Genomic DNA, 18,988 nt, shown 5'->3' with positions numbered 1-18,988 from the left:
CTAGAACGTCACGCCCGTCAGCTGTTCCGACGCCGCCCACAGCCGCTCCCCCGCCGCGTCGTCGAGGGTCCGCCGGGCCCGCCACGACGTCGCGGGCGCCCCGCGCCACATCATCAGGGACGGGCCGGTGAACGAGTCCGGGAGCACCCCGGGAGCCGTCGCCGCGTACAGCGTGGGCAGCGCGCCGGCCTCGGCGGACTGGGCGATGACCCGGTTGCCCAGCTCGATGACCCGCTCGACGGCCTTGCGGCCTTCCATGCGCACGCCCTGCGTCGCGAGGTTCGTGGAGGCGTACCCGGGGTGCGCGGACGCCGCGACGACGTCGGACCCGCGTGCCGCCAGCTTGCGCGCCAGCTCGTGGATGAACAGCAGGTTCGCCGTCTTGGAGCGGCCGTACGCGATCCAGCGCCGGTAGCGGCGCTCGCTGTTGAGGTCCGCGATGTCGACGTCGGCGAGGGCGTGGAAGCCGCTGGAGACGCTGACGACGCGGGCGCCGGGTGTGTCGAGGAGCCGGGGCAGGAGGAGGCCGGTCAGTGCGAAGTGGCCGAGGTGGTTGACGCCGAACTGCGTCTCGAAGCCGTCGGCGGTCCGCCCCTGGGGCAGCGCCATCACGCCCGCGTTGTTGATCAGCAGGTCGAGCCGCTCACCACTGCCGTGGGATCCGGCGAACTTCCGCACGGACGACAGGTCACCCAGGTCGAGCTGCTCGAACCCGGCCTGCGCGCCCGGCACTTCGGAGCGCAGCCGCTCCAGCGCGGCCGTGCCCCGCGCCTCGCTGCGGCAGGCGAGGACGACGCGGGCGCCCTTGCGGGCCAGCTCACGTGCCGTGATGTAGCCGATGCCGCTGTTGGCGCCGGTGACCACGGCCGTGCGGCCGCTCTGGTCGGGGATGTCGCTCGCGTTCCAGCCGGTCATGGCTGTGCTCCCTGGACGAGGGGGTACGGGGGTGCCCGACTGTACTTACCGGCCAGTAGATGTGGAACCCCACACCCCCGTTTCCCCCGTACCCCTTCGCCTCTGTGCTCAGCCCCGCACTTCGAACCGGTAGAGCGAGTACCCGTACGTCGTCTGCCGCTTCACGCCCAGCATCCGTACGCGCCGCGCCTCCACGGCGTCGAGGTCGACCGTGTCCACCCCGGCCGTGGTACGGCCGCGGCGCGCGGCGACGGTGCTCCAGGACGAGCCCGCGGCGTCGGCGGAGACCTGGAGGTCGTAGTCCCGTCCGGCGGCCGTCTCCCAGTCGAGGACGATCCGCCGCACGGTCCGCGTCCGTTCCAGGTCGACCTCGATCCACTCGCCGTCCGTGTACTTCGACGCCCAACGGGTGCCCGGGTCACCATCGGTGGCGTTGGGCGCGGTGAGCGTGGCCGTCTCGGCGGACGACGCGGTGGTGGGGCGGCCGAGCGCCAGATCGGGGATGTCGTACACCTGGAGGCTCCACAGCGAGTACCTCGTGCTCGCGTGCTCCCGGCCGCGCAGGCGTACATGGCGGGCGGTGGTCGCCGGGAAGCCGAGTTCGTCCCAGCCCGCACGGTCGCGGCCGGTGCGCTCGGCGACGGTGCGCCATGCGACGCCGTCGTCGGAGACCTCGACGGCGTACGCGGTGCCGTGATCCTGCCCCCATTCGACCCGCACACGCTGTACGGGCCGGCTCTGCCCGAGGTCGACGGCCAGCCAGGGAGCCCGCTCGCGGCCGCTGGTCCACCGGGTGACCGGGCTGCCGTCGGTGGCGTACGCGGGGCGGGATCCCGCGGCCGTGGAGGAGGCGGTGGCCGGCGCGTCCAGGGAGATCTGGTCGGGTTCGGCGAGCGTGGGCGTGAGGGTGGTGAGCCCGGGTCCGGCGATCCCGCGCCGCAGCTCGGCGGTGAAGTCCCGGTAGCTCAGGCCCGCTCCGGACCCGCTCCACATCTTCTGAGCGAGCGTCCCGAAGGTCTTCTCGACCAGACCGTGGACGGCCTGCTGGGTGTACGTGGCGTGCACGAGGTCGTTCCACACGGCGGACATGGCGCCGCGCAGCTTCGGGTCGTGCGGCTGGAGGCTCTGATCGCCGGGGAAGACGTGCGGGGCCCAGCTCTCGTACAGATAGGGGCCGTCGAGTCCGAGCGGGTGGTAGTAGGTGGCGAACGGGACGATGTAGAGGAGCCCGTCGTTCGTGTTGACGATCTCGTAGCCGTCGGCCGTGGCCGCCTTGGGGCCGTACCAGCCGTTGTTCCAGCTGTGGATGGTGACGTCGCGGTCGTAGCCGGACGTGCCGGAGGGCGCCATCTCGGTGAGGCTGCCCCAGGCGCGGGGGTGTTTGCCGAGGGTGCGCAGGTGGGCGGCCATGGCGTTGAAGTAGCCGCGGTACTGCTCCTCCGGGCCGGTGTACTCGTCGGCGCCGTAGTGGACCTCGGGGCTGCGGAACCAGGGCGCGAACTCGTCGAAGACCTTCTTCATGAAGGCCGTCGTCTCCGGTTCGGCGAGGTCGAGGTGATCGGAGTTGCCGCCCTTCAGGCCGAGTTCGGGGCGGAAGCGTACGAAGGACCGGGCGTGTGCGGGCGCGTCGATCTCGGGGGTGAGCTGGACGGCGTGGGCGGCCGCGGTGTCCTCGAAGGAGTCCCAGTCCTCCCGCGAGTACGAGCCGTCGGATGCGGCGAGCCCGGCCCATTCGGGCTTGTCGCTGCGCAGCCGGAACGCGTCGTAGGCCTTGGACCAGTCGCCGCCGGCCGGGCTGATCTCGTTGTCGTTCAGATGCAGTTGCAGGTCGTTGAGCTTGAACCAGCCCATCAGGCGCAGCTGGTCGCGGACGAAGCCCGGGGTGAAGTAGCGGCGGCCCGCGTCCAGCATGAAGCCGCGCAGCCGGTAGTCGGGCCAGTCGTGGGCGATGCCGGTGGGCAGTTCGCGGCGCCCGTCGGAGCGCAGGAGGATCTGCAGGACCGAGCGGGTGCCGTAGTAGAGGCCGGTGCGGGTGGGTGCGGTGACCGTGACGGCGGATGCCGTGACGGTGAGGGTGTAGCCCTCCTCGGCGTACCGGTCGCCGCCCGGCGCGTGCCGGTCGGCCGGGTCGAGGACGAGCCGCAGGCCGCCCCGCACTCCGTGGCCGGCACGGGGCGCGCCGGGCCTGATGCCCGTGACCTCTTCGATCTCGTCGGCGAACTGCCGGGCAAGCGTGAGGAGCTCACCCGGTTCGGCGGTCTGCACGACGATCGGTGCGCCTGCTTCGAGGCGGTACCGTCCCGTGGATCCGGCCCAGGCCTGGAGGGCGGGGATGACGACGGGGCGCTCGTTGACCGCGCTCCTGCCTGCGGCCCGCGCGGCGGCGGGCCCGAGCCCGATCGGCAGGGCGGTGGCTGCCGAGGTCACCGCGAGGGCAGTGACGAACGAGCGGCGTGACAGACGCGGTGAAGTCGTACCGTTACTCGGAGACATGAAGTGGACTACACCACTTGCCTCCTGGGCCTCACAAGGGAACGGACATCACAGAACCCCCAAGAGCGCCCGCCCCCGCGCACGAAAGGGCGGCACCCCCCGCACAAGGGGTACCGCCCTCTCCTTCGGTGCACCGGAGCCGCTGCCTTTCGTGAGGGTCGGGCACCCAGACAACGGCTCCGGAGTCTTGCGGACCGGTTCCTACCGGTGGTCGCTGCCCGTCGACGTCGACGCGGCGCGGCCGGCCTCGAGGCGGGCGACCGGGATACGGAACGGCGAGCAGGAGACGTAGTCCAGGCCTACCTCGTGGAAGAAGTGGACCGACTCCGGGTCACCGCCGTGCTCGCCGCAGACGCCGAGCTTGAGGTCGGGCCGCGTGGCGCGGCCGGCCTCCACGGCGTTGCGTACGAGGCTGCCGACGCCGTCCTTGTCGATGGTCTCGAACGGCGAGACCCCGAAGATGCCCTTCTCCAGGTACGCCGTGAAGAACGAGGCCTCCACGTCGTCGCGGGAGAAGCCCCAGACGGTCTGCGTCAGGTCGTTCGTGCCGAAGGAGAAGAACTCCGCGGCCTCGGCGATCTGTCCGGCCGTCAGCGCGGCGCGCGGCAGCTCGATCATCGTGCCGAGCGCCAGCTTCAGCTCGACGCCGGTCTGCTCCTGGACCTCGGCGATGACCTGCTCGGCCTCCTCGCGGACGATCTCCAGCTCCTGGACGGTGCCGACGAGCGGAATCATGATCTCGGCGCGCGGGTCGCCCTTGGCGTTCTTGCGCTCCGCGGCAGCCTCGGCGATGGCCCGTACCTGCATGGCGAACAGGCCCGGGATGACGAGGCCGAGACGGACACCGCGCAGGCCCAGCATCGGGTTCTGCTCGTGCAGGCGGTGCACGGCCTGCAGGAGGCGCAGGTCGTTCTCGTTGGAGTCCTGACGGGACTCGGCGAGCGCGACGCGCACCGACAGCTCGGTGATGTCGGGCAGGAACTCGTGCAGCGGCGGGTCGAGCAGGCGCACCGTCACCGGGAGCCCGTCCATCGCCTCGAACAGCTCGACGAAGTCCTTCTTCTGGAGCGGAAGGAGCTCCTTGAGGGCCTCCTCGCGCTCCGTGTCCGTGTCGGCGAGGATCAGGTGCTCGACCATCTCGCGGCGCTCACCGAGGAACATGTGCTCGGTGCGGCACAGGCCGATGCCCTGCGCGCCGAAGCGGCGGGCGCGCAGCGCGTCCTCGGCGTTGTCCGCGTTGGCACGCACCCGCAGCCGGCGGACGCGGTCCGCGTACGCCATGATCCGGTGCACGGCGCCGACGAGCTCGTCGGCGTCGTCGGCGCCGGCGTGCATGCGGCCCTCGAAGTACTCGACGACCGGGGACGGGACGACCGGCACCTCACCGAGGTAGACCTTGCCGGTGGAGCCGTCGATGGAGACGACGTCGCCCTCCTCGATGACCTGCCCGCCGACCGTCATCCGGCGGCGCTTGGTGTCGACCTCGAGGTCCTCGGCGCCGCAGACACAGGTCTTGCCCATGCCGCGGGCGACGACGGCGGCGTGCGACGTCTTGCCGCCGCGCGAGGTGAGGATGCCCTCGGCGGCGATCATGCCGTCGAGGTCGTCGGGGTTGGTCTCACGGCGGATCAGGATGACCTTCTCGCCCGAACGCGACCACTTGACGGCGGTGTACGAGTCGAAGACGGCCTTGCCGACCGCGGCGCCCGGCGAGGCGGCGATGCCGCGGCCGATCTTCTCGACCTTCGCGTTCTCGTCGAAGCGCGGGAACATCAGCTGCGCGAGCTGGGCGCCCGTGACGCGCTGGAGCGCCTCGGCCTCGTCGATGAGGCCCTGGTCGACGAGCTGCGTCGCGATGCGGAAGGCGGCACCGGCGGTGCGCTTGCCGACGCGGGTCTGCAGCATCCACAGCTGGCCGCGCTCGATCGTGAACTCGATGTCGCAGAGATCCCTGTAGTGGGTCTCGAGCGTCTCCATGATCTGCATGAGCTGGTCGTACGACTTCTTGTCGATCGACTCGAGCTCGGCGAGCGGCACGGTGTTGCGGATACCCGCGACGACGTCCTCGCCCTGCGCGTTCTGGAGGTAGTCGCCGTACACGCCCTGGTGGCCGGAGGCGGGGTCGCGGGTGAAGGCGACGCCGGTGCCGGAGTCGGGGCCGAGGTTGCCGAAGACCATGGAACAGATGTTGACCGCGGTGCCGAGGTTGCCGGGGATGCGCTCCTGGCGGCGGTAGAGCTTGGCGCGGTCGGTGTTCCAGGAGTCGAAGACCGCGTGGATGGCGAGGTCCATCTGCTCGCGCGGGTCCTGCGGGAAGTCCCGGCCGGCCTCGGTCTTCACGATCTTCTTGAAGCGGGTGACCAGCTTCTTGAGGTCGGAGGCGTCGAGGTCGGTGTCGACCGTGACCTTCTTGGCGGCCTTGGCCTTGTCGAGGGCGTCCTCGAAGAGCTCTCCGTCGACGTCCAGGACGGTCTTGCCGAACATCTGGATGAGGCGCCGGTACGAGTCCCAGGCGAACCGCTCGTCGCCGGACTGCTTGACCAGGCCGAGGACGGACTTGTCGGAGAGTCCGATGTTGAGGACGGTGTCCATCATGCCGGGCATGGAGAACTTCGCGCCCGAACGGACCGACACCAGAAGGGGGTTGTCGGCCTGGCCGAGCTTCTTGCCCATCTTCTGCTCAAGGGCGTCGAGGTGCGCACTCACCTCGTCACGCAGTGCCACCGGCTCATCGCCACTGTCGAGGTAGACCTTGCAGGCCTCCGTGGTGATGACGAACCCGGGGGGAACCGGCAGACCGAGATTGGTCATCTCGGCGAGGTTCGCGCCCTTCCCGCCCAGGAGGTCCTTGAGGTCCTTGTTTCCCTCGGTGAAGTCGTAAACGAACTTCACTACGTGGGGATCTTTGTTTTCCGACACGGGTCTCGACTCCTCGATGACTCGGTGGCTGCCCTGACGGCGAGGAACATACCCATATCGAAGGCATCTGGGTACGTCCACTTGTGCGTCATACGGCCGTAACCACCCGTCCGCCGCTAGATCGAAAGTAACTCATAGACAGCGACACTCGAAGGCTTGTCTTCACTTCTTGAACACACAACCCCCGTAGACCCCGGATATCGCTCAGGTGAGCACGGACAACACTCATGTGAGTTCAAGTCGTAAATGATCGAGCGGTGGCACTCAGTGCCATGCCTTAGAAATGTACAACCGGCCTCAACATGCTCATCTGAGCGCTACCCCTATCAGGGGTGGCGAGAATCACGCCGTTTCCGGACCCTTCGATGTCAGCATCCGGACGGAAAGCGGGCGTTCACAGGCCGAGCGCCGCGAGCCGTTCCTCCGCCCGGTCCGGCGCGTAGAGGTGCTCCACGACGAGCGCACCCGCCCCGACCAGGGCAGACCGCTCACCGAGGCGCGCGGTGACCACGTCCAGATGAGCGGTGGAGCGCGGCAGGGCCCGCTGGTAGAGCAGTTCGCGTACGCCCGTGAGGAAGGGGGTTCCGGCCAGATCCCCCGCGATCATCAGGACCCCCGGGTTGAGCAGCGTCACCACCGTCGCCAGAACCTCGCCCACGCTGCGTCCGGCCTCCCGTGCCAGGCGCACCGCTTCGGGGTGCCCCTCGGCGAGCAGCTCCCGCACATCCGATCCCGACTCCGCCGGCACCCCGGCCTCCGTGAGCCGCCGCGCGAGGGCGCGCCCGCTGGCCACCGCGGCCAGGCACCCGTACGAGCCGCACCGGCACAGCGTGCCCGCGCCCTCGGGCACCCGGATATGCCCTATGTCGCCCGCTCCCCCGTCTATGCCCCGGTAGATCTGGCCGCCGACGACGACGCCCGCGCCGATGCCGGTGGACACCTTGACGAGGGCGAAGGCCGCGCAGTCCGGGTGACCGGTGCGCTGCTCGCCGTAGGCCATCAGATTGGCGTCGTTGTCGACGAGAACCGGGACGCCGGCCGCGTCGCCCGAGCCGCCCCCGCCGCCCGTCTGCTCGGCGAAGGCGCGGCCCAGGCGGCCCCTGATGTCGTAGCCGTCCCAGCCCGGCATGATCGGCGGCTGCACGACGCGGCCCGTGGCGGTGTCGACGGGACCCGGCACCCCGAGCCCGATGCCGCACACGGCGTCCGCGCTCCGGCCCGCCTCCTTCAGAAGACCGGCGAACCAGCCGCCGAGCGCGCCGAGCACCCGCTCCGGCCCCTCGTCGACGGAGAGGGTGCCGGAGCGCTCGGCGAGCAGCTCGCCGGTGAGGGTGAGGACGGCGGCGCGCGCGTGCCGGGTGTCGAGGGAGACAGCGAGGACGACCGCGTGGGCGTCGTCGAACTCCAGGCGCAGGGACGGCCGCCCGCCCGTCGGCGACCCTGCGGGACCGCCCGCGCCCTCACGCAGCCAGCCCGCCCGGAAGAGCCGGTCGAGGCGCTGGCCGACGGTGGCCCGGGAGAGCCCGGTGGCCTCCTGGAGCGCGCCGCGCGTGATCGCCCGGCCGCTGCGCACGAGGTGCAGCAGGTCCCCGGCGCTCGCCTGGCTCCGCGGCCGCTCTCTCGTCCGGTCCCCGGCCATTCGCACCCCTTGCGTTCGTCAACTGCGCGTTACATATTGGGTTTTGCTGGTTAAGTAGACGTAACTCTATGCTGGATACGGCTTAACTGACAGACCGTGGGAGTTCGTGTGGACCGCACAACCCGGCGGACCGGTGCGGCTCCGCGCCGCGCCTCCGATGCCGCCGCCGCTCCCCCGCGCGAGCGGGCCGCGCTGCGCGATCGGGCCGCGCGGGTCCTGGAGACGAACTGGACGGGCACGTCCACGGTCCCCTCCCGCACCCTCTATCCGCACCAGTGGTCATGGGACTCCGCGTTCGTCGCCATCGGATCACGCCATGTGTCGCCGCTGCGCGCCCAGTTGGAGCTGGAGACGCTGTTCGCCGCCCAGTGGGGCGACGGCCGGGTGCCGCACATCGTGTTCAACCCCTCCGTCCCTCTCGACGCCTACTTTCCCAGCCCCGACTTCTGGCGCTCCTCCGTTTCGGGCCGGGCGGCCGGTGCGCCGCGCGCCGTGCAGACCTCCGGCATCGTGCAGCCGCCGGTGCACGCGCTGGCCGCGTGGCTCGTGCACCGCGCCGACCCCGGGCTGTCCCGGTCCCGCTCGTTCCTGGCCCGCATCCATCCGAAGCTCGCGGCCTGGCACCGCTATCTCCTGCACCGCAGGGACCTGGGCGGCGGCGGCCTCGCCTCAGTGATCCACCCTTGGGAGCAGGGCATGGACAACAGCCCCTGCTGGGACGCCCCGCTGAGCCGGATCGCCCCGGCCCCCGCGCGCGCGTTCCGCCGCGCCGACCTGGAGCACGGCGCGCCCGACGACCGGCCCACCGACCTCGACTACGGCCGGTACGTACGCCTCGCGACGGACTACCGGGACGGCCAATACACCGACGGACAGAGCGAGTTCGCCGTCGAGGACCCCGCCTTCAACGCCCTCCTGATCGCCTCCGAGCACGCCCTCGCCCGCATCGCCTGCGAACTCGGCGCCACAGGCACGGCCCGCCACGCCCGCGCCGAACGCCTCACGGCAGCGCTGGTCGAGCGCCTGTGGGACCCGGCGACAGGCATGTTCTTCTGCCGCGACCTGCGCGTGACCGACAGCCACCACACACCCCGCGCACCAGGACACGACACGTCCCGGACGGCCACCCGGCAGATGTCACCCCCGGCCCTGATCCCGGAGTACGGCGTCTCGGGCCTGATCCCGCTCATCCTGCCGACGCTCCCCCGGCACGTGACCGCCGGCCTGCTGCGCACCGCCCGCAGCCCCCGCTTCGGCCTCGGCACAGCGGTGCGGCTCGTGCCGAGCTACGACCTGACGGGACCGGCCTTCGACCCGCACCGCTACTGGCGCGGACCGGCCTGGTTCAACACGAACTGGCTGATCGAGCGCGGCCTGCGCCTCCACGGCGAGCACGCGGAGGCCGAGCGCCTGCGCACCACGCTGCTCGGCACCGCACTCGACACGGCCTTCGCCGAATACGTGGATCCGTACACGGGACGCGGCTGCGGCGCGCGCGGCTTCGCCTGGAGCGCCGCGCTCGCCCTGGATCTGCTGCAGGAGCCGCGGGAGCGGCACGAGGGAGGGACCTGGGGATGACGGACCGACAGCATCAACTGCTCGTGCGGGGCGCCACGTTCGCGGCGATCGGCCCGAGCGGTGACATCAGCGGCGTACGCGGATCCGGCTCGCCCGACGGCCTGTTCGTGCGCGACGGCCGGCACCTCAGCCGTTGGCAGCTCACCGCGGACGGCGCCGCGCCCGAGGTACTCACACCCGCCGGACCGCCGGGCGGGGACACGGCCGGGCGGAACGGCACCGGCGAGGGCGTGGCGCGCTGTGTGCTCGTGCCGCGCGGCGGCCGCCTGGAGCCGCCCGCGTACACCCTGTTCCGCGAACAGGCCGTGGCGGACAGCGCGTTCGTCGAAACCCTGCGGGTCGTCTCCAACCGCGCGGCGCCGACGACGGTACGGCTCGCGCTGACCGTCGACGCCGACTTCACCGACCAGTTCGAGCTGCGCGCCGACCACCGCACCTACACGAAGACCGGCGCCGTCCGCTCCCGGTCGGCGCTGGAGGACGGCGTCCGGTTCGGCTACCGGCGGGGCGAGTGGCGCTCGTCGACCACGGTGACCGCGGAACCCGCGCCCGACGCCGTCGAGGAGACCGGCACCGGCGCCCGCCGCCTCGTCTGGGCCCTCGAACTGGCCGGGCACGGCACGGCCGACCTGAGCCTGCGCGTCGCGGCCCGCCCGCACGGCGCCCCCGGCATCCCGGTCCCCGCGTCCCCCGCCGACGCGGCGGCCGAACTCGCCGCGCGCACCGAGGAGTTCACGCGGGACATCACACTGCCCGCCGCCTGGCCCGCTCTCGCCGCTGCGTGCACGAGGGGCCTGGCCGACCTGGCCGTGCTCCAGGTGCCGGCCACCGGCCCGGACGGCGAGCGGCTGAGCGTGCCGGGTGCGGGCGTCCCCTGGTTCCTCACACTTCTCGGCCGCGACGCGCTCCTGACCTCCCTGTTCGCCCTCCCGTACCGGCCGGACCTGGCCGCCGCGACGCTCCCGGTGCTCGCCGCGACGCAGGCCACCGAGTCCACGGAGGACGCCGTCGCCCAGCCCGGCAAGATCGTCCACGAGGTGCGGCACGGCGAGCTCGCGCACTTCGGACAGGTCCCGTTCGCCCGCTACTACGGCTCGGTCGACGCGACGCCCCTGTTCCTCGTCCTGCTCGGCGCGTACACGGACCGGACCGGCGACGTGGCGACGGCCCGCCGCCTCGAACCGCACGCGCGGGCCGCCGTCAGCTGGATGCTCGACCACGGCGGCCTCACCTCGCGCGGCTACCTCGTCTACCGCGCCGACCGCGGCGGCCTCGCCAACCAGAACTGGAAGGACTCACCGGGCGCCATCTGTTCGGCCGACGGCAGCCGCCCCACGGGACCCGTGACGGCGGCGGGCGCCCAGGGCTACGCGTACGACGCCCTGCGCCGCACCGCCGCGCTCGCCCGCACGGCCTGGGACGACCCGGTGTACGCGGACCTCCTGGAGCAGGCGGCGACCGATCTGCGGGACCGTTTCCAGCGGGATTTCTGGATGGCGGACCGCGCGTTCCCGGCGCTCGCCCTGGACGGCGACGGGCGGCACGTCGACGCGCTGGCGTCCGACGCGGGCCACCTCCTGTGGTCCGGCCTGCTCGACAAGGAGTACGGGGAGGTGGTCGGCCGGCGTCTCCTGGAGCCCGACTTCTTCTCCGGCTGGGGGGTGCGCACGCTCGCTGCCGGTCAGGCCGCGTACCACCCGCTCTCCTACCACCGGGGTTCGGTGTGGCCGCACGACAACGCCCTGATCGCGCTCGGGCTCGCCCGCTACGGGCTGCACGACGAGGCACGGACGGTGGCGCACGCGCTGGTGGAGGCGGCCGCGGCCTCGGGCCACCGGCTGCCCGAGGTGCTCGCCGGGTACGCGCGGGAGGCGCACCCGGCGCCCGTCCCCTACCCGCACGCGTGCGAGCGCGAGTCACGCTCGGCGGCGGCGCCGCTCGCCCTGCTCACGGCGGTCGGGGGATGACGAGGGTCGGGGGATGACGACTCTCGGGGTGATGACGACGGCCCGGGTACGCGTCAGGCTCAGCCGCCGGACGTGTCCAGCTCGGCGTCCTCGCTGATGCCCGCGCAGTCCCACGGGTCCTTCAGCCAGCCGTCCGGCAGAACCACCCGGTTGTTGCCGGACGTACGGCCGCGAGGCCCGTCCGCGCCCACGGGCCACGCCTGGTCGAGGTCCAGCTCGTCGAGACCCGCGCGCAGCTCGGCGAGCGACGACGTGACGGCGAGCCGCTTGCGCATCTCGGAGCCGACCGAGAAGCCCTTCAGGTACCAGGCCACGTGCTTACGGAAGTCGATGACACCGCGCGCCTCGTCGCCGATCCACTCGCCCAGCAGCCCCGCGTGCCGCACCATCGCCTCGGCGACCTTGCGCAGGTCGGGCGCGGCGGGCGCGCCCGTACCCTCGAAGGCGGCGACGAGATCCCCGAACAGCCACGGCCGGCCCAGGCAGCCACGCCCGACCACGACACCGTCGCAGCCGGTCTCGCGCATCATCCGCACCGCGTCGTCGGCGCACCAGATGTCGCCGTTGCCGAGGACGGGGATCTCCGGGACGTGGTCCTTCAGACGGGCGATGGCGTCCCAGTCGGCGGTACCGCCGTAGTGCTGTGCCGCGGTGCGCCCGTGCAGGGCGATCGCCGTGACGCCCTCCTCGACGGCGATCCGGCCCGCGTCGAGGAACGTGATGTGGTCGTCGTCGATGCCCTTGCGCATCTTCATCGTGACCGGCAGGTCCCCGGCCCCGCTGACGGCCTCCTTCAGGATGGCCCGCAGCAGATTCCGCTTGTACGGGAGCGCGGAGCCGCCGCCCTTGCGCGTCACCTTCGGGACCGGGCAGCCGAAGTTCAGGTCGATGTGATCCGCGAGATCCTCTTCGACGATCATCCGAACGGCCTTGCCGACCGTCGCCGGATCGACGCCGTACAGCTGGATCGACCGGGGCTGCTCGCTCGCGTCGAAACGGATGAGCTGCATGGTCTTCTCGTTGCGTTCGACCAGCGCCCGCGTCGTGATCATCTCGCTCACGAAGAGGCCCTTGCCGCCGGAATACTCCCGGCACAGGGTGCGGAAGGGCGCGTTCGTGATCCCGGCCATGGGCGCGAGGACCACAGGCGGCTGCACGAGGTGCGGACCGATGGTGAGCTGCTGGGACATCGGGCGGGCTCTCCGAAAACGTGGGGCGGCGGGCAGGGGCGGCTCTCCATTGTCCCCCACCTGGCGGGCGGCCCCGCCCGCGGTCGGGCTACCGTCGATTTCATGCCCCCTCCACTGACCCACCGCCGGCGGATGCTCGTCCTCGCGATCTGCTGCATGAGCCTGCTGATCGTCAGCCTCGACAACACCGTCCTGAACGTCGCGCTGCCGAGCATGCAGAAGGAGTTCGGCGCGAGCGTCTCCGGGATGCAGTGGACCATCGACGCGTACACGCTGGTCCTCGCCTCGCTCCTGATGCTGGCGGGCTCGACGGCCGACCGGATCGGACGCCGCCGGATATTCAAAGCCGGCCTGGTGATCTTCACCGTGGGCTCGGTGCTGTGCTCCGTGGCGCCGAATCTGGAGTCCCTCATCGCGTTCCGCATGGTCCAGGCGGTGGGCGGCTCGATGCTCAACCCCGTCGCCATGTCGATCATCACCAACACGTTCACCGAGCCCCGCGAACGCGCCCGGGCCATCGGCGTCTGGGGCGGCGTCGTCGGCATCTCCATGGCCGCCGGCCCCATCGTGGGCGGCGTCCTCGTCGACTCGGTCGGCTGGCGTTCCATCTTCTGGATCAACCTGCCGGTGGGCCTCGCCGCCCTCCTGCTGACCATGCGCTACGTCCCCGAGTCCCGCGCCCCCAAGCCGCGCCGCCCCGACCCGGTCGGCCAGCTCCTCGTCATGACGCTCCTCGGCTCCCTCACCTACGCGATCATCGAGGCCCCCGCCGCGGGCTTGACGTCCCCGGTCATCGTGACGTTCGCGTTGCTCGCCCTCGCGGCCCTCGTCGGCCTGATCGCCTACGAGCCACGCCGCGCCGAACCCCTCATCGACCTGCGCTTCTTCCGCTCGGCACCCTTCAGCGGCGCCACGGTGATCGCGATCAGCGCGTTCGCCTCACTCGGCGGCTTCCTGTTCCTTTCGACGCTCTACCTGCAGAACGTACGCGGCCTCAACGCCCTCGACGCCGGCCTGTGGATGTTGCCGATGGCGGCCATGACTCTGGTGTGCGCCCCGGTCTCCGGCCGTATCGTCGGCAGCCGCGGCCCCAGGATCCCGCTGCTCGTCGCGGGCATCGCGATGACGGCGAGCGGCGTCCTGTTCGCCGCGTTCGAGGCGGAGACGTCGAACGTGACCCGCTTCATCGGCTACGTCCTCTTCGGCCTCGGCTTCGGCTTCGTCAACGCCCCCATCACCAACACCGCCGTCTCGGGCATGCCCCGCGCGCAGGCCGGCGTCGCCGCCGCGGTCGCCTCCACCAGCCGGCAGATCGGCCAGACCCTCGGCGTCGCCGTCATCGGCGCGGTCCTCGCGTCGGGCATCGCGTCGGGCGTCGGCACGTCCTCGTACGCGACCACGTTCGTCGACGCGAGCCGCGGCGGCTGGTGGATCATCGTGGGCTGTGGCGTCGCCGTACTCCTGGTCGGCCTCCTCACCAGCGGCCGCTGGGCACGCTCCACCGCCCAGCGCACCGCCCGCTGCCTGGAAGAGCCGGAAATTCAGGAGGCCACGGCCTGCGCCAGCACCTGAAGAGACCGACGCCGGCCCACGCGGCCTGAAGGATCCCCGTGGGCCGCGGCGCCACCGCACTCCTGGTCGGCCTCCTCACCGACCGTCCGGCACCGGAACAGCCGGGCTATTCAGGAGGCCACGGCCGGCGCCAGTTCCTGAAGCCGGTCGAGCCGCTCCCGCGACTCCTCGTCGGCGGGCGTGTAGGTCACCAGACGGGCCCCCTGGTCCGGGCCGAGCCACAGATCGGTGTGGACCAGGGACAGCGGCCCGACGTGCGCGTTGCGGAAGTACTTCGTCTTGCTGCGCGTGCCCACCACCTCGTGCAGCTGCCACGCCTCACGGAACTCCGGCGACTCGTCCTCGAGCCGCTTGAGCAGCAACTCCCAGGCGGGCTCGCCCAGATGACCGGCCATCGACCCGCGGAACTTGGCCGCCATCAGCCGGATCGTGTCCTCCAGGAACACGAACGACTTCCGCCACTGCTCGTTCGTGCAGATCAGCACCATGCAGTTGCGGTCCTCGGGCGCCACCGTGTCCAGGTCGCACAGCAGCCGCCCGTACGTGCGGTTGTACGCGAGGATGTCGTACCGGCTGTTCTGGATGCACGCGGGCAGCGGCTCCAGCTTCTCCAGCATCAGCCGCAGCGCCGGCGTGACCGTCTGACAGCTCGACGCGGGCGACGGATCGACGGCCCCCGCGAGCTGGAACAGATGCGCGCGCTCACTCACATCGAGGAGCAGCGTGCGGGCCAGCGCGTCCAGGACCTGCACCGACACCTGAATGTCCCGCGCCTGCTCAAGCCACGTGTACCAGGTGACCCCGACCGCGGACAGCTGCGCGATCTCCTCACGCCGCAGCCCGGGGGTACGCCGACGCCGGCCCCGCGGCAGCCCGACCTGCTCGGGGGGGATGCGGGCGCGACGGCTGCGCAGAAAGTCGGCGAGCTCATGCCGCCGGATCTCGGACTCCCGCTTGGGCGACTCGCGCGGGGACCCACCGGCCTGCCCCTGCGCCTGCCCCTGCATCTGTGCGTGTGCCTGTGCCTGAGCCGCAGTCGTCTTCGTCGTCCGCGCCATCGTGGTCATGCCTCCAGCCTGCCGCGCCACGGAGCCTGTTGCCAGGTAGTCCTTCTACCAGGATAAGAACACTCTGGTACCAGTCTGAGCGCAGGACGACGCTGGTACCCATGACCGGAACCGGGACCCGTTCCCTCACTGTCGCCACCACCACCCGCACCGCCACGGCCCCACCGGCACTCGGCGGACTCGGGCTCTTCACCGTGCTGGTCGGCGCGGCGCTCCCCCTCATCGACTTCTTCATCGTCAACGTCGCCCTGCCCACCATCGGCCACGACCTGGCCGCGGGCGAGGCACTCCTCGAACTCGTCGTCGCGGGCTACGGACTCGCGTACGCCGTCCTGCTCGTCCTCGGCGGACGGCTCGGCGACCTCTTCGGCCGGCGCAGGCTGTTCCTCGGCGGCATGATCGCCTTCGGCCTGACCTCACTGGCCTGCGGCCTCGCCCCCGACGCCTGGACCCTCGTGGCCGCGCGCGTCGCGCAGGGCGCCGCATCGGCCGCGATGCTCCCGCAGGTCCTCGCCACCATCCAGTCGACGACGACTGGCCGGCGCCGGGCGAAGGCCATGGGCCTGTACGGGGCCACGGCGGGCCTGTCCATGGTCGTCGGCCAGATCCTGGGCGGCGTCCTCGTCGCAGCGGACGTCTTCGGGACCGGGTGGCGGTCGGTGTTCCTGGTCAACGTGCCCGTCGTACTGGTCGGCCTCTTCCTGGCAGCCCGCGCCGTCCCCGAAACCCGCTCCCCGCACCCCGAACCGGTCGACGGCCCCGGAACGGTGCTCCTCGCCGCGTCCCTGCTCACGCTCCTCGCACCCCTGACCGAGGGCAGGGCAGCCGGCTGGCCCCTGTGGACATGGATCTCACTCGCGGTCTTCCCCTTCATCGCGTACGCCTTCTACCAGGTGGAACGCCGGGCAGACCGGCACGGACGCACCCCACTGGTCCCGCCCAGCCTCTTCGCCCTCGTCTCACTGCGCCGCGGTCTGATCATGATCGTGCCGTTCTCCATCGGATTCAGTGGCTTCATGTTCGTGATCGCGGTGGCGCTCCAGCAGGGCGAACACCTCGGCCCCGTACCGGCGGGCCTGTCCCTCGCGCCGATGGCCGCGGTCTTCTTCGCCGTCTCCCTCGCGGGCCCGCGCCTCATCGCCCGGTACGGCACCCGGATCGTCACCGCGGGCGGCATCATCCAGGGCGTCGGCGTGGCCCTCATCGCCCTCGCGGCCTGGCGGACCTGGCCCGACCTGGGCATCCTCGAACTGATGCCGGGCGCCGCACTCGCGGGCGCGGGCCAGGCACTCCAACTCCCCATACTCTTCCGGCTCATCCTGTCCGAGGTACCGGCGACGCGGGCAGGAGTGGGCAGCGGCGTCATGATCACCACACAGCAGTCGGCCCTGGCCCTCGGCGTAGCCACACTCGGCTCCCTCTTCCTCACCCTGACTCCGAGCCTGGGCATGCGAGACGCACTGGTGACAACCCTGCTGGTGCAACTGGCGGGCATAGCCCTGACGACAGCACTGAGCTTGAGACTGCCACGAACGGTGAGCTGAGCCCGGGGCTGGCCTGGGGCTGACCGGCACTCGCTCCCACCCCGCGCATGGCAGATGACAGATGACAGATATTGAAATCTGTCATCTGTCATGCCATCGTGGATAGGGAGACTACAGAACCATCGAACTGGCGGCACCGTTCTAAGGAGCGCCTGATGTCCCCCACCACTCCCACCTCCCCCACCCTCCACCCCCGCCCTCTAGGCTCCACCGGTCCCGAGGTCTCCGCCATCGGGCTCGGCTGCATGGGGATGTCCGCGCTCTACGGGGAGGCCGACCGGGGCGAGTCCATCGCCACCATCCACGCGGCCCTCGCCGCCGGCATCACCCTGCTCGACACCGGGGACTTCTACGCGATGGGGCACAACGAGATGCTCATCGGGGAGGCCCTGCGCACCGCCCCCGCCACGCACCGCGAGAAGGCGCTGACCAGCGTGAAGTTCGGCGCTCTGCGAGACCCGGACGGCGGCTGGTCCAGCTACGACGGCCGGCCTGCCGCAGTGAAGAACTTCGCCGCATACTCGCTGCAGCGCCTGGGCGTCGACCACATCGACGTATACCGGATCGCCCGCGTCGACCCCGCCGTACCGATCGAGGAGACCGTCGGCGCCATCGCCGAGCTCGTCGAGAAGGGACACGTCAGGCACATCGGCCTGAGCGAGGTCGGCGCCGACACGATCCGGCGGGCCGCCGCCACCGCCCCCATCTCCGATCTGCAGATCGAGTACTCGCTGATCTCCCGCGGTATCGAGGAGGCGATCCTGCCGGTCACCCGCGAGCTCGGCATCGGCATCACGGCGTACGGGGTCCTGTCGCGCGGCCTGATCTCCGGGCACTTCGGCCGGGACCGCAAGCTCGCCGAGAACGACTTCCGCGGAATGAGCCCGCGCTTCCAGGGCGAGAACCTCCAGCACAACCTCGACCTCGTGGAGTCGCTGCGCAAGATCGCCGAACAGAAGGGTGCCAGCGTCGCGCAGGTCGCCATCGCCTGGGTGCTCAGCCGCGGCGAGGACATCGTGCCCCTGGTCGGCGCCCGTCGCAGGGACCGGCTGACGGAGGCGCTCGGCGCTCTCGACATCAACCTGGACTCGGCGGACCTAGCCGCGATCGAGGAGGCCATCCCGGCCGGTGCCGCCGCGGGTGACCGTTATCCCGAGGCACAGATGACACACCTCGACAGCGAGCGCTGATCACCGCCCGGTACGGTCGGCATCATGGCAACCGAGACCCTGACCACCGAGCGCATCCTCGAGGCGACCGAGGAGGTACTGCGCCGGCATGGTCCCGCCAAGGCGAACGTCGTCGACGTGGCCCGCGCGCTCGGCGTCAGTCACGGCAGCGTCTACCGGCATTTCGGTACGAAGGCACAGTTGCGCGAGGCGGTCACGAAGCGCTGGCTCGACCGCACCACGAACGAACTGCAACTGCTCATGACAGACGGCTCACTGACGGCCCCCGCCATGTTGCGCCAATGGCTCGCGACGCTGTTCGCGGCCAAGCGCCGCAAGGCGGGCGACGATCCGCAGCTCTTCGCCACGTACCAGGTACTGATCAGTGAGAACAGCCGGGTGGTCGAACTCCACGTCGGTGAGCTGATCATGCAGCTCGACCACATCATTCAAGACGGCATCACCAAGGGGCAGTTCAGCCTTCCGCACCCCGACCCCGCTCTGACGGCCCGCGCGGTATTCGACGCGACCAACCGTTTCCACGATCCGGCGTACGCGGGTGAGTGGCAGAAGGCCGGCATCGACGAGGAATTCAGGGCCCTCACGGATCTCGTCCTCCGCGGCCTGAACTCCTGACCGTATCCCCCGCACGATTTTCGGCCGAACCCTGAATAGGGGTCCGGCCGGAAAAGCGCACCCAAGGGACCGGCCCGGGGCCGGCGTACAACGCAGAAAACCCCCGTAACAGGATTCTCATCCGTTACGGGGGTTTTCTTCAAAAATAGTTCGGCGGCGTCCTACTCTCCCACAGGGTCCCCCCTGCAGTACCATCGGCGCTGTGAGGCTTAGCTTCCGGGTTCGGAATGTAACCGGGCGTTTCCCTCACGCTATGACCACCGAAACACTATGAAACTGTCAACCGCATTACGCTCTGT

Annotated in this window: 12 protein-coding genes and 1 rRNA gene; 6 read left to right on the top strand and 7 right to left on the bottom strand. The window is 71.0% G+C overall.

What is annotated here, in order from left to right:
- The 4 genes from OG456_RS24585 to OG456_RS24570 form a co-directional block, all read right to left on the bottom strand.
- Positions 1 to 915 (bottom strand): oxidoreductase, encoded by a 915-nt coding sequence (locus OG456_RS24585; RefSeq protein WP_266564461.1) that lies wholly within the window; start codon positions 913 to 915, stop codon positions 1 to 3.
- A 108-nt stretch (positions 916 to 1,023) separates the two neighbouring features.
- Entirely contained in the window at positions 1,024 to 3,408 is a 2,385-nt protein-coding gene (locus tag OG456_RS24580; protein WP_266564459.1) for a discoidin domain-containing protein, read from the bottom strand.
- Positions 3,409 to 3,609: 201 nt separating this feature from the next.
- A complete protein-coding gene (ppdK, locus tag OG456_RS24575) occupies positions 3,610 to 6,327 on the bottom strand; it encodes a pyruvate, phosphate dikinase (RefSeq protein WP_266564457.1) in 2,718 nt (905 codons plus the stop codon).
- A gap of 394 nt (positions 6,328 to 6,721) precedes the next feature.
- Positions 6,722 to 7,966 carry an ROK family protein gene (locus tag OG456_RS24570; RefSeq protein ID WP_266564455.1) on the bottom strand — a complete coding sequence of 415 codons (1,245 nt, stop codon included), beginning with the start codon at positions 7,964 to 7,966 and terminating at the stop codon, positions 6,722 to 6,724.
- Between the two features lie 108 nt (positions 7,967 to 8,074).
- On the opposite strand from OG456_RS24570, the gene OG456_RS24565 reads away from it, so the two are divergent.
- A complete protein-coding gene (locus tag OG456_RS24565) occupies positions 8,075 to 9,544 on the top strand; it encodes a hypothetical protein (RefSeq protein ID WP_266564453.1) in 1,470 nt (489 codons plus the stop codon).
- Positions 9,541 to 11,511 carry a glycogen debranching N-terminal domain-containing protein gene (locus OG456_RS24560; RefSeq protein ID WP_266564451.1) on the top strand — a complete coding sequence of 657 codons (1,971 nt, stop codon included), beginning with the start codon at positions 9,541 to 9,543 and terminating at the stop codon, positions 11,509 to 11,511. Before OG456_RS24565 ends, OG456_RS24560 begins: the two co-directional genes overlap by 4 nt.
- A 59-nt stretch (positions 11,512 to 11,570) precedes the next feature.
- Here OG456_RS24560 and dusB read toward each other — a convergent pair whose 3' ends face one another.
- Entirely contained in the window at positions 11,571 to 12,701 is a 1,131-nt protein-coding gene (gene dusB / locus OG456_RS24555) for a tRNA dihydrouridine synthase DusB (RefSeq protein WP_266564449.1), read from the bottom strand.
- A gap of 102 nt (positions 12,702 to 12,803) precedes the next feature.
- Here dusB and OG456_RS24550 point away from each other — a divergent pair, with 102 nt between their 5' ends.
- Entirely contained in the window at positions 12,804 to 14,273 is a 1,470-nt protein-coding gene (locus tag OG456_RS24550) for an MFS transporter (protein ID WP_266564447.1), read from the top strand.
- A gap of 110 nt (positions 14,274 to 14,383) precedes the next feature.
- Here OG456_RS24550 and OG456_RS24545 read toward each other — a convergent pair whose 3' ends face one another.
- Entirely contained in the window at positions 14,384 to 15,280 is an 897-nt protein-coding gene (locus OG456_RS24545) for a helix-turn-helix transcriptional regulator (protein ID WP_266569410.1), read from the bottom strand.
- 161 nt (positions 15,281 to 15,441) lie between these two features.
- On the opposite strand from OG456_RS24545, the gene OG456_RS24540 reads away from it, so the two are divergent.
- From OG456_RS24540 to OG456_RS24530, 3 genes are all read left to right on the top strand, one after another.
- Positions 15,442 to 16,884 (top strand): MFS transporter, encoded by a 1,443-nt coding sequence (locus OG456_RS24540; protein ID WP_266564445.1) that lies wholly within the window; start codon positions 15,442 to 15,444, stop codon positions 16,882 to 16,884.
- A 155-nt stretch (positions 16,885 to 17,039) separates the two neighbouring features.
- Positions 17,040 to 18,074, top strand: a complete 1,035-nt coding sequence (locus OG456_RS24535) for an aldo/keto reductase (protein WP_266564443.1) — start codon at positions 17,040 to 17,042, stop codon at positions 18,072 to 18,074.
- Between the two features lie 24 nt (positions 18,075 to 18,098).
- Positions 18,099 to 18,689 (top strand): TetR family transcriptional regulator, encoded by a 591-nt coding sequence (locus OG456_RS24530; protein ID WP_266564441.1) that lies wholly within the window; start codon positions 18,099 to 18,101, stop codon positions 18,687 to 18,689.
- 148 nt (positions 18,690 to 18,837) lie between these two features.
- Here the strand turns inward: OG456_RS24530 and rrf are convergent.
- Positions 18,838 to 18,954 (bottom strand): 5S ribosomal RNA (gene rrf / locus OG456_RS24525).
- Positions 18,955 to 18,988 lie beyond the last annotated feature (34 nt).

The organism is Streptomyces sp. NBC_01446 (assembly GCF_026340095.1).
Taxonomy (GTDB): domain Bacteria; phylum Actinomycetota; class Actinomycetes; order Streptomycetales; family Streptomycetaceae; genus Streptomyces; species Streptomyces aureus.
The sequence above is the reverse complement of the archived record's forward strand: the minus strand, read 5'-3'. Positions and strand labels throughout refer to the sequence as shown.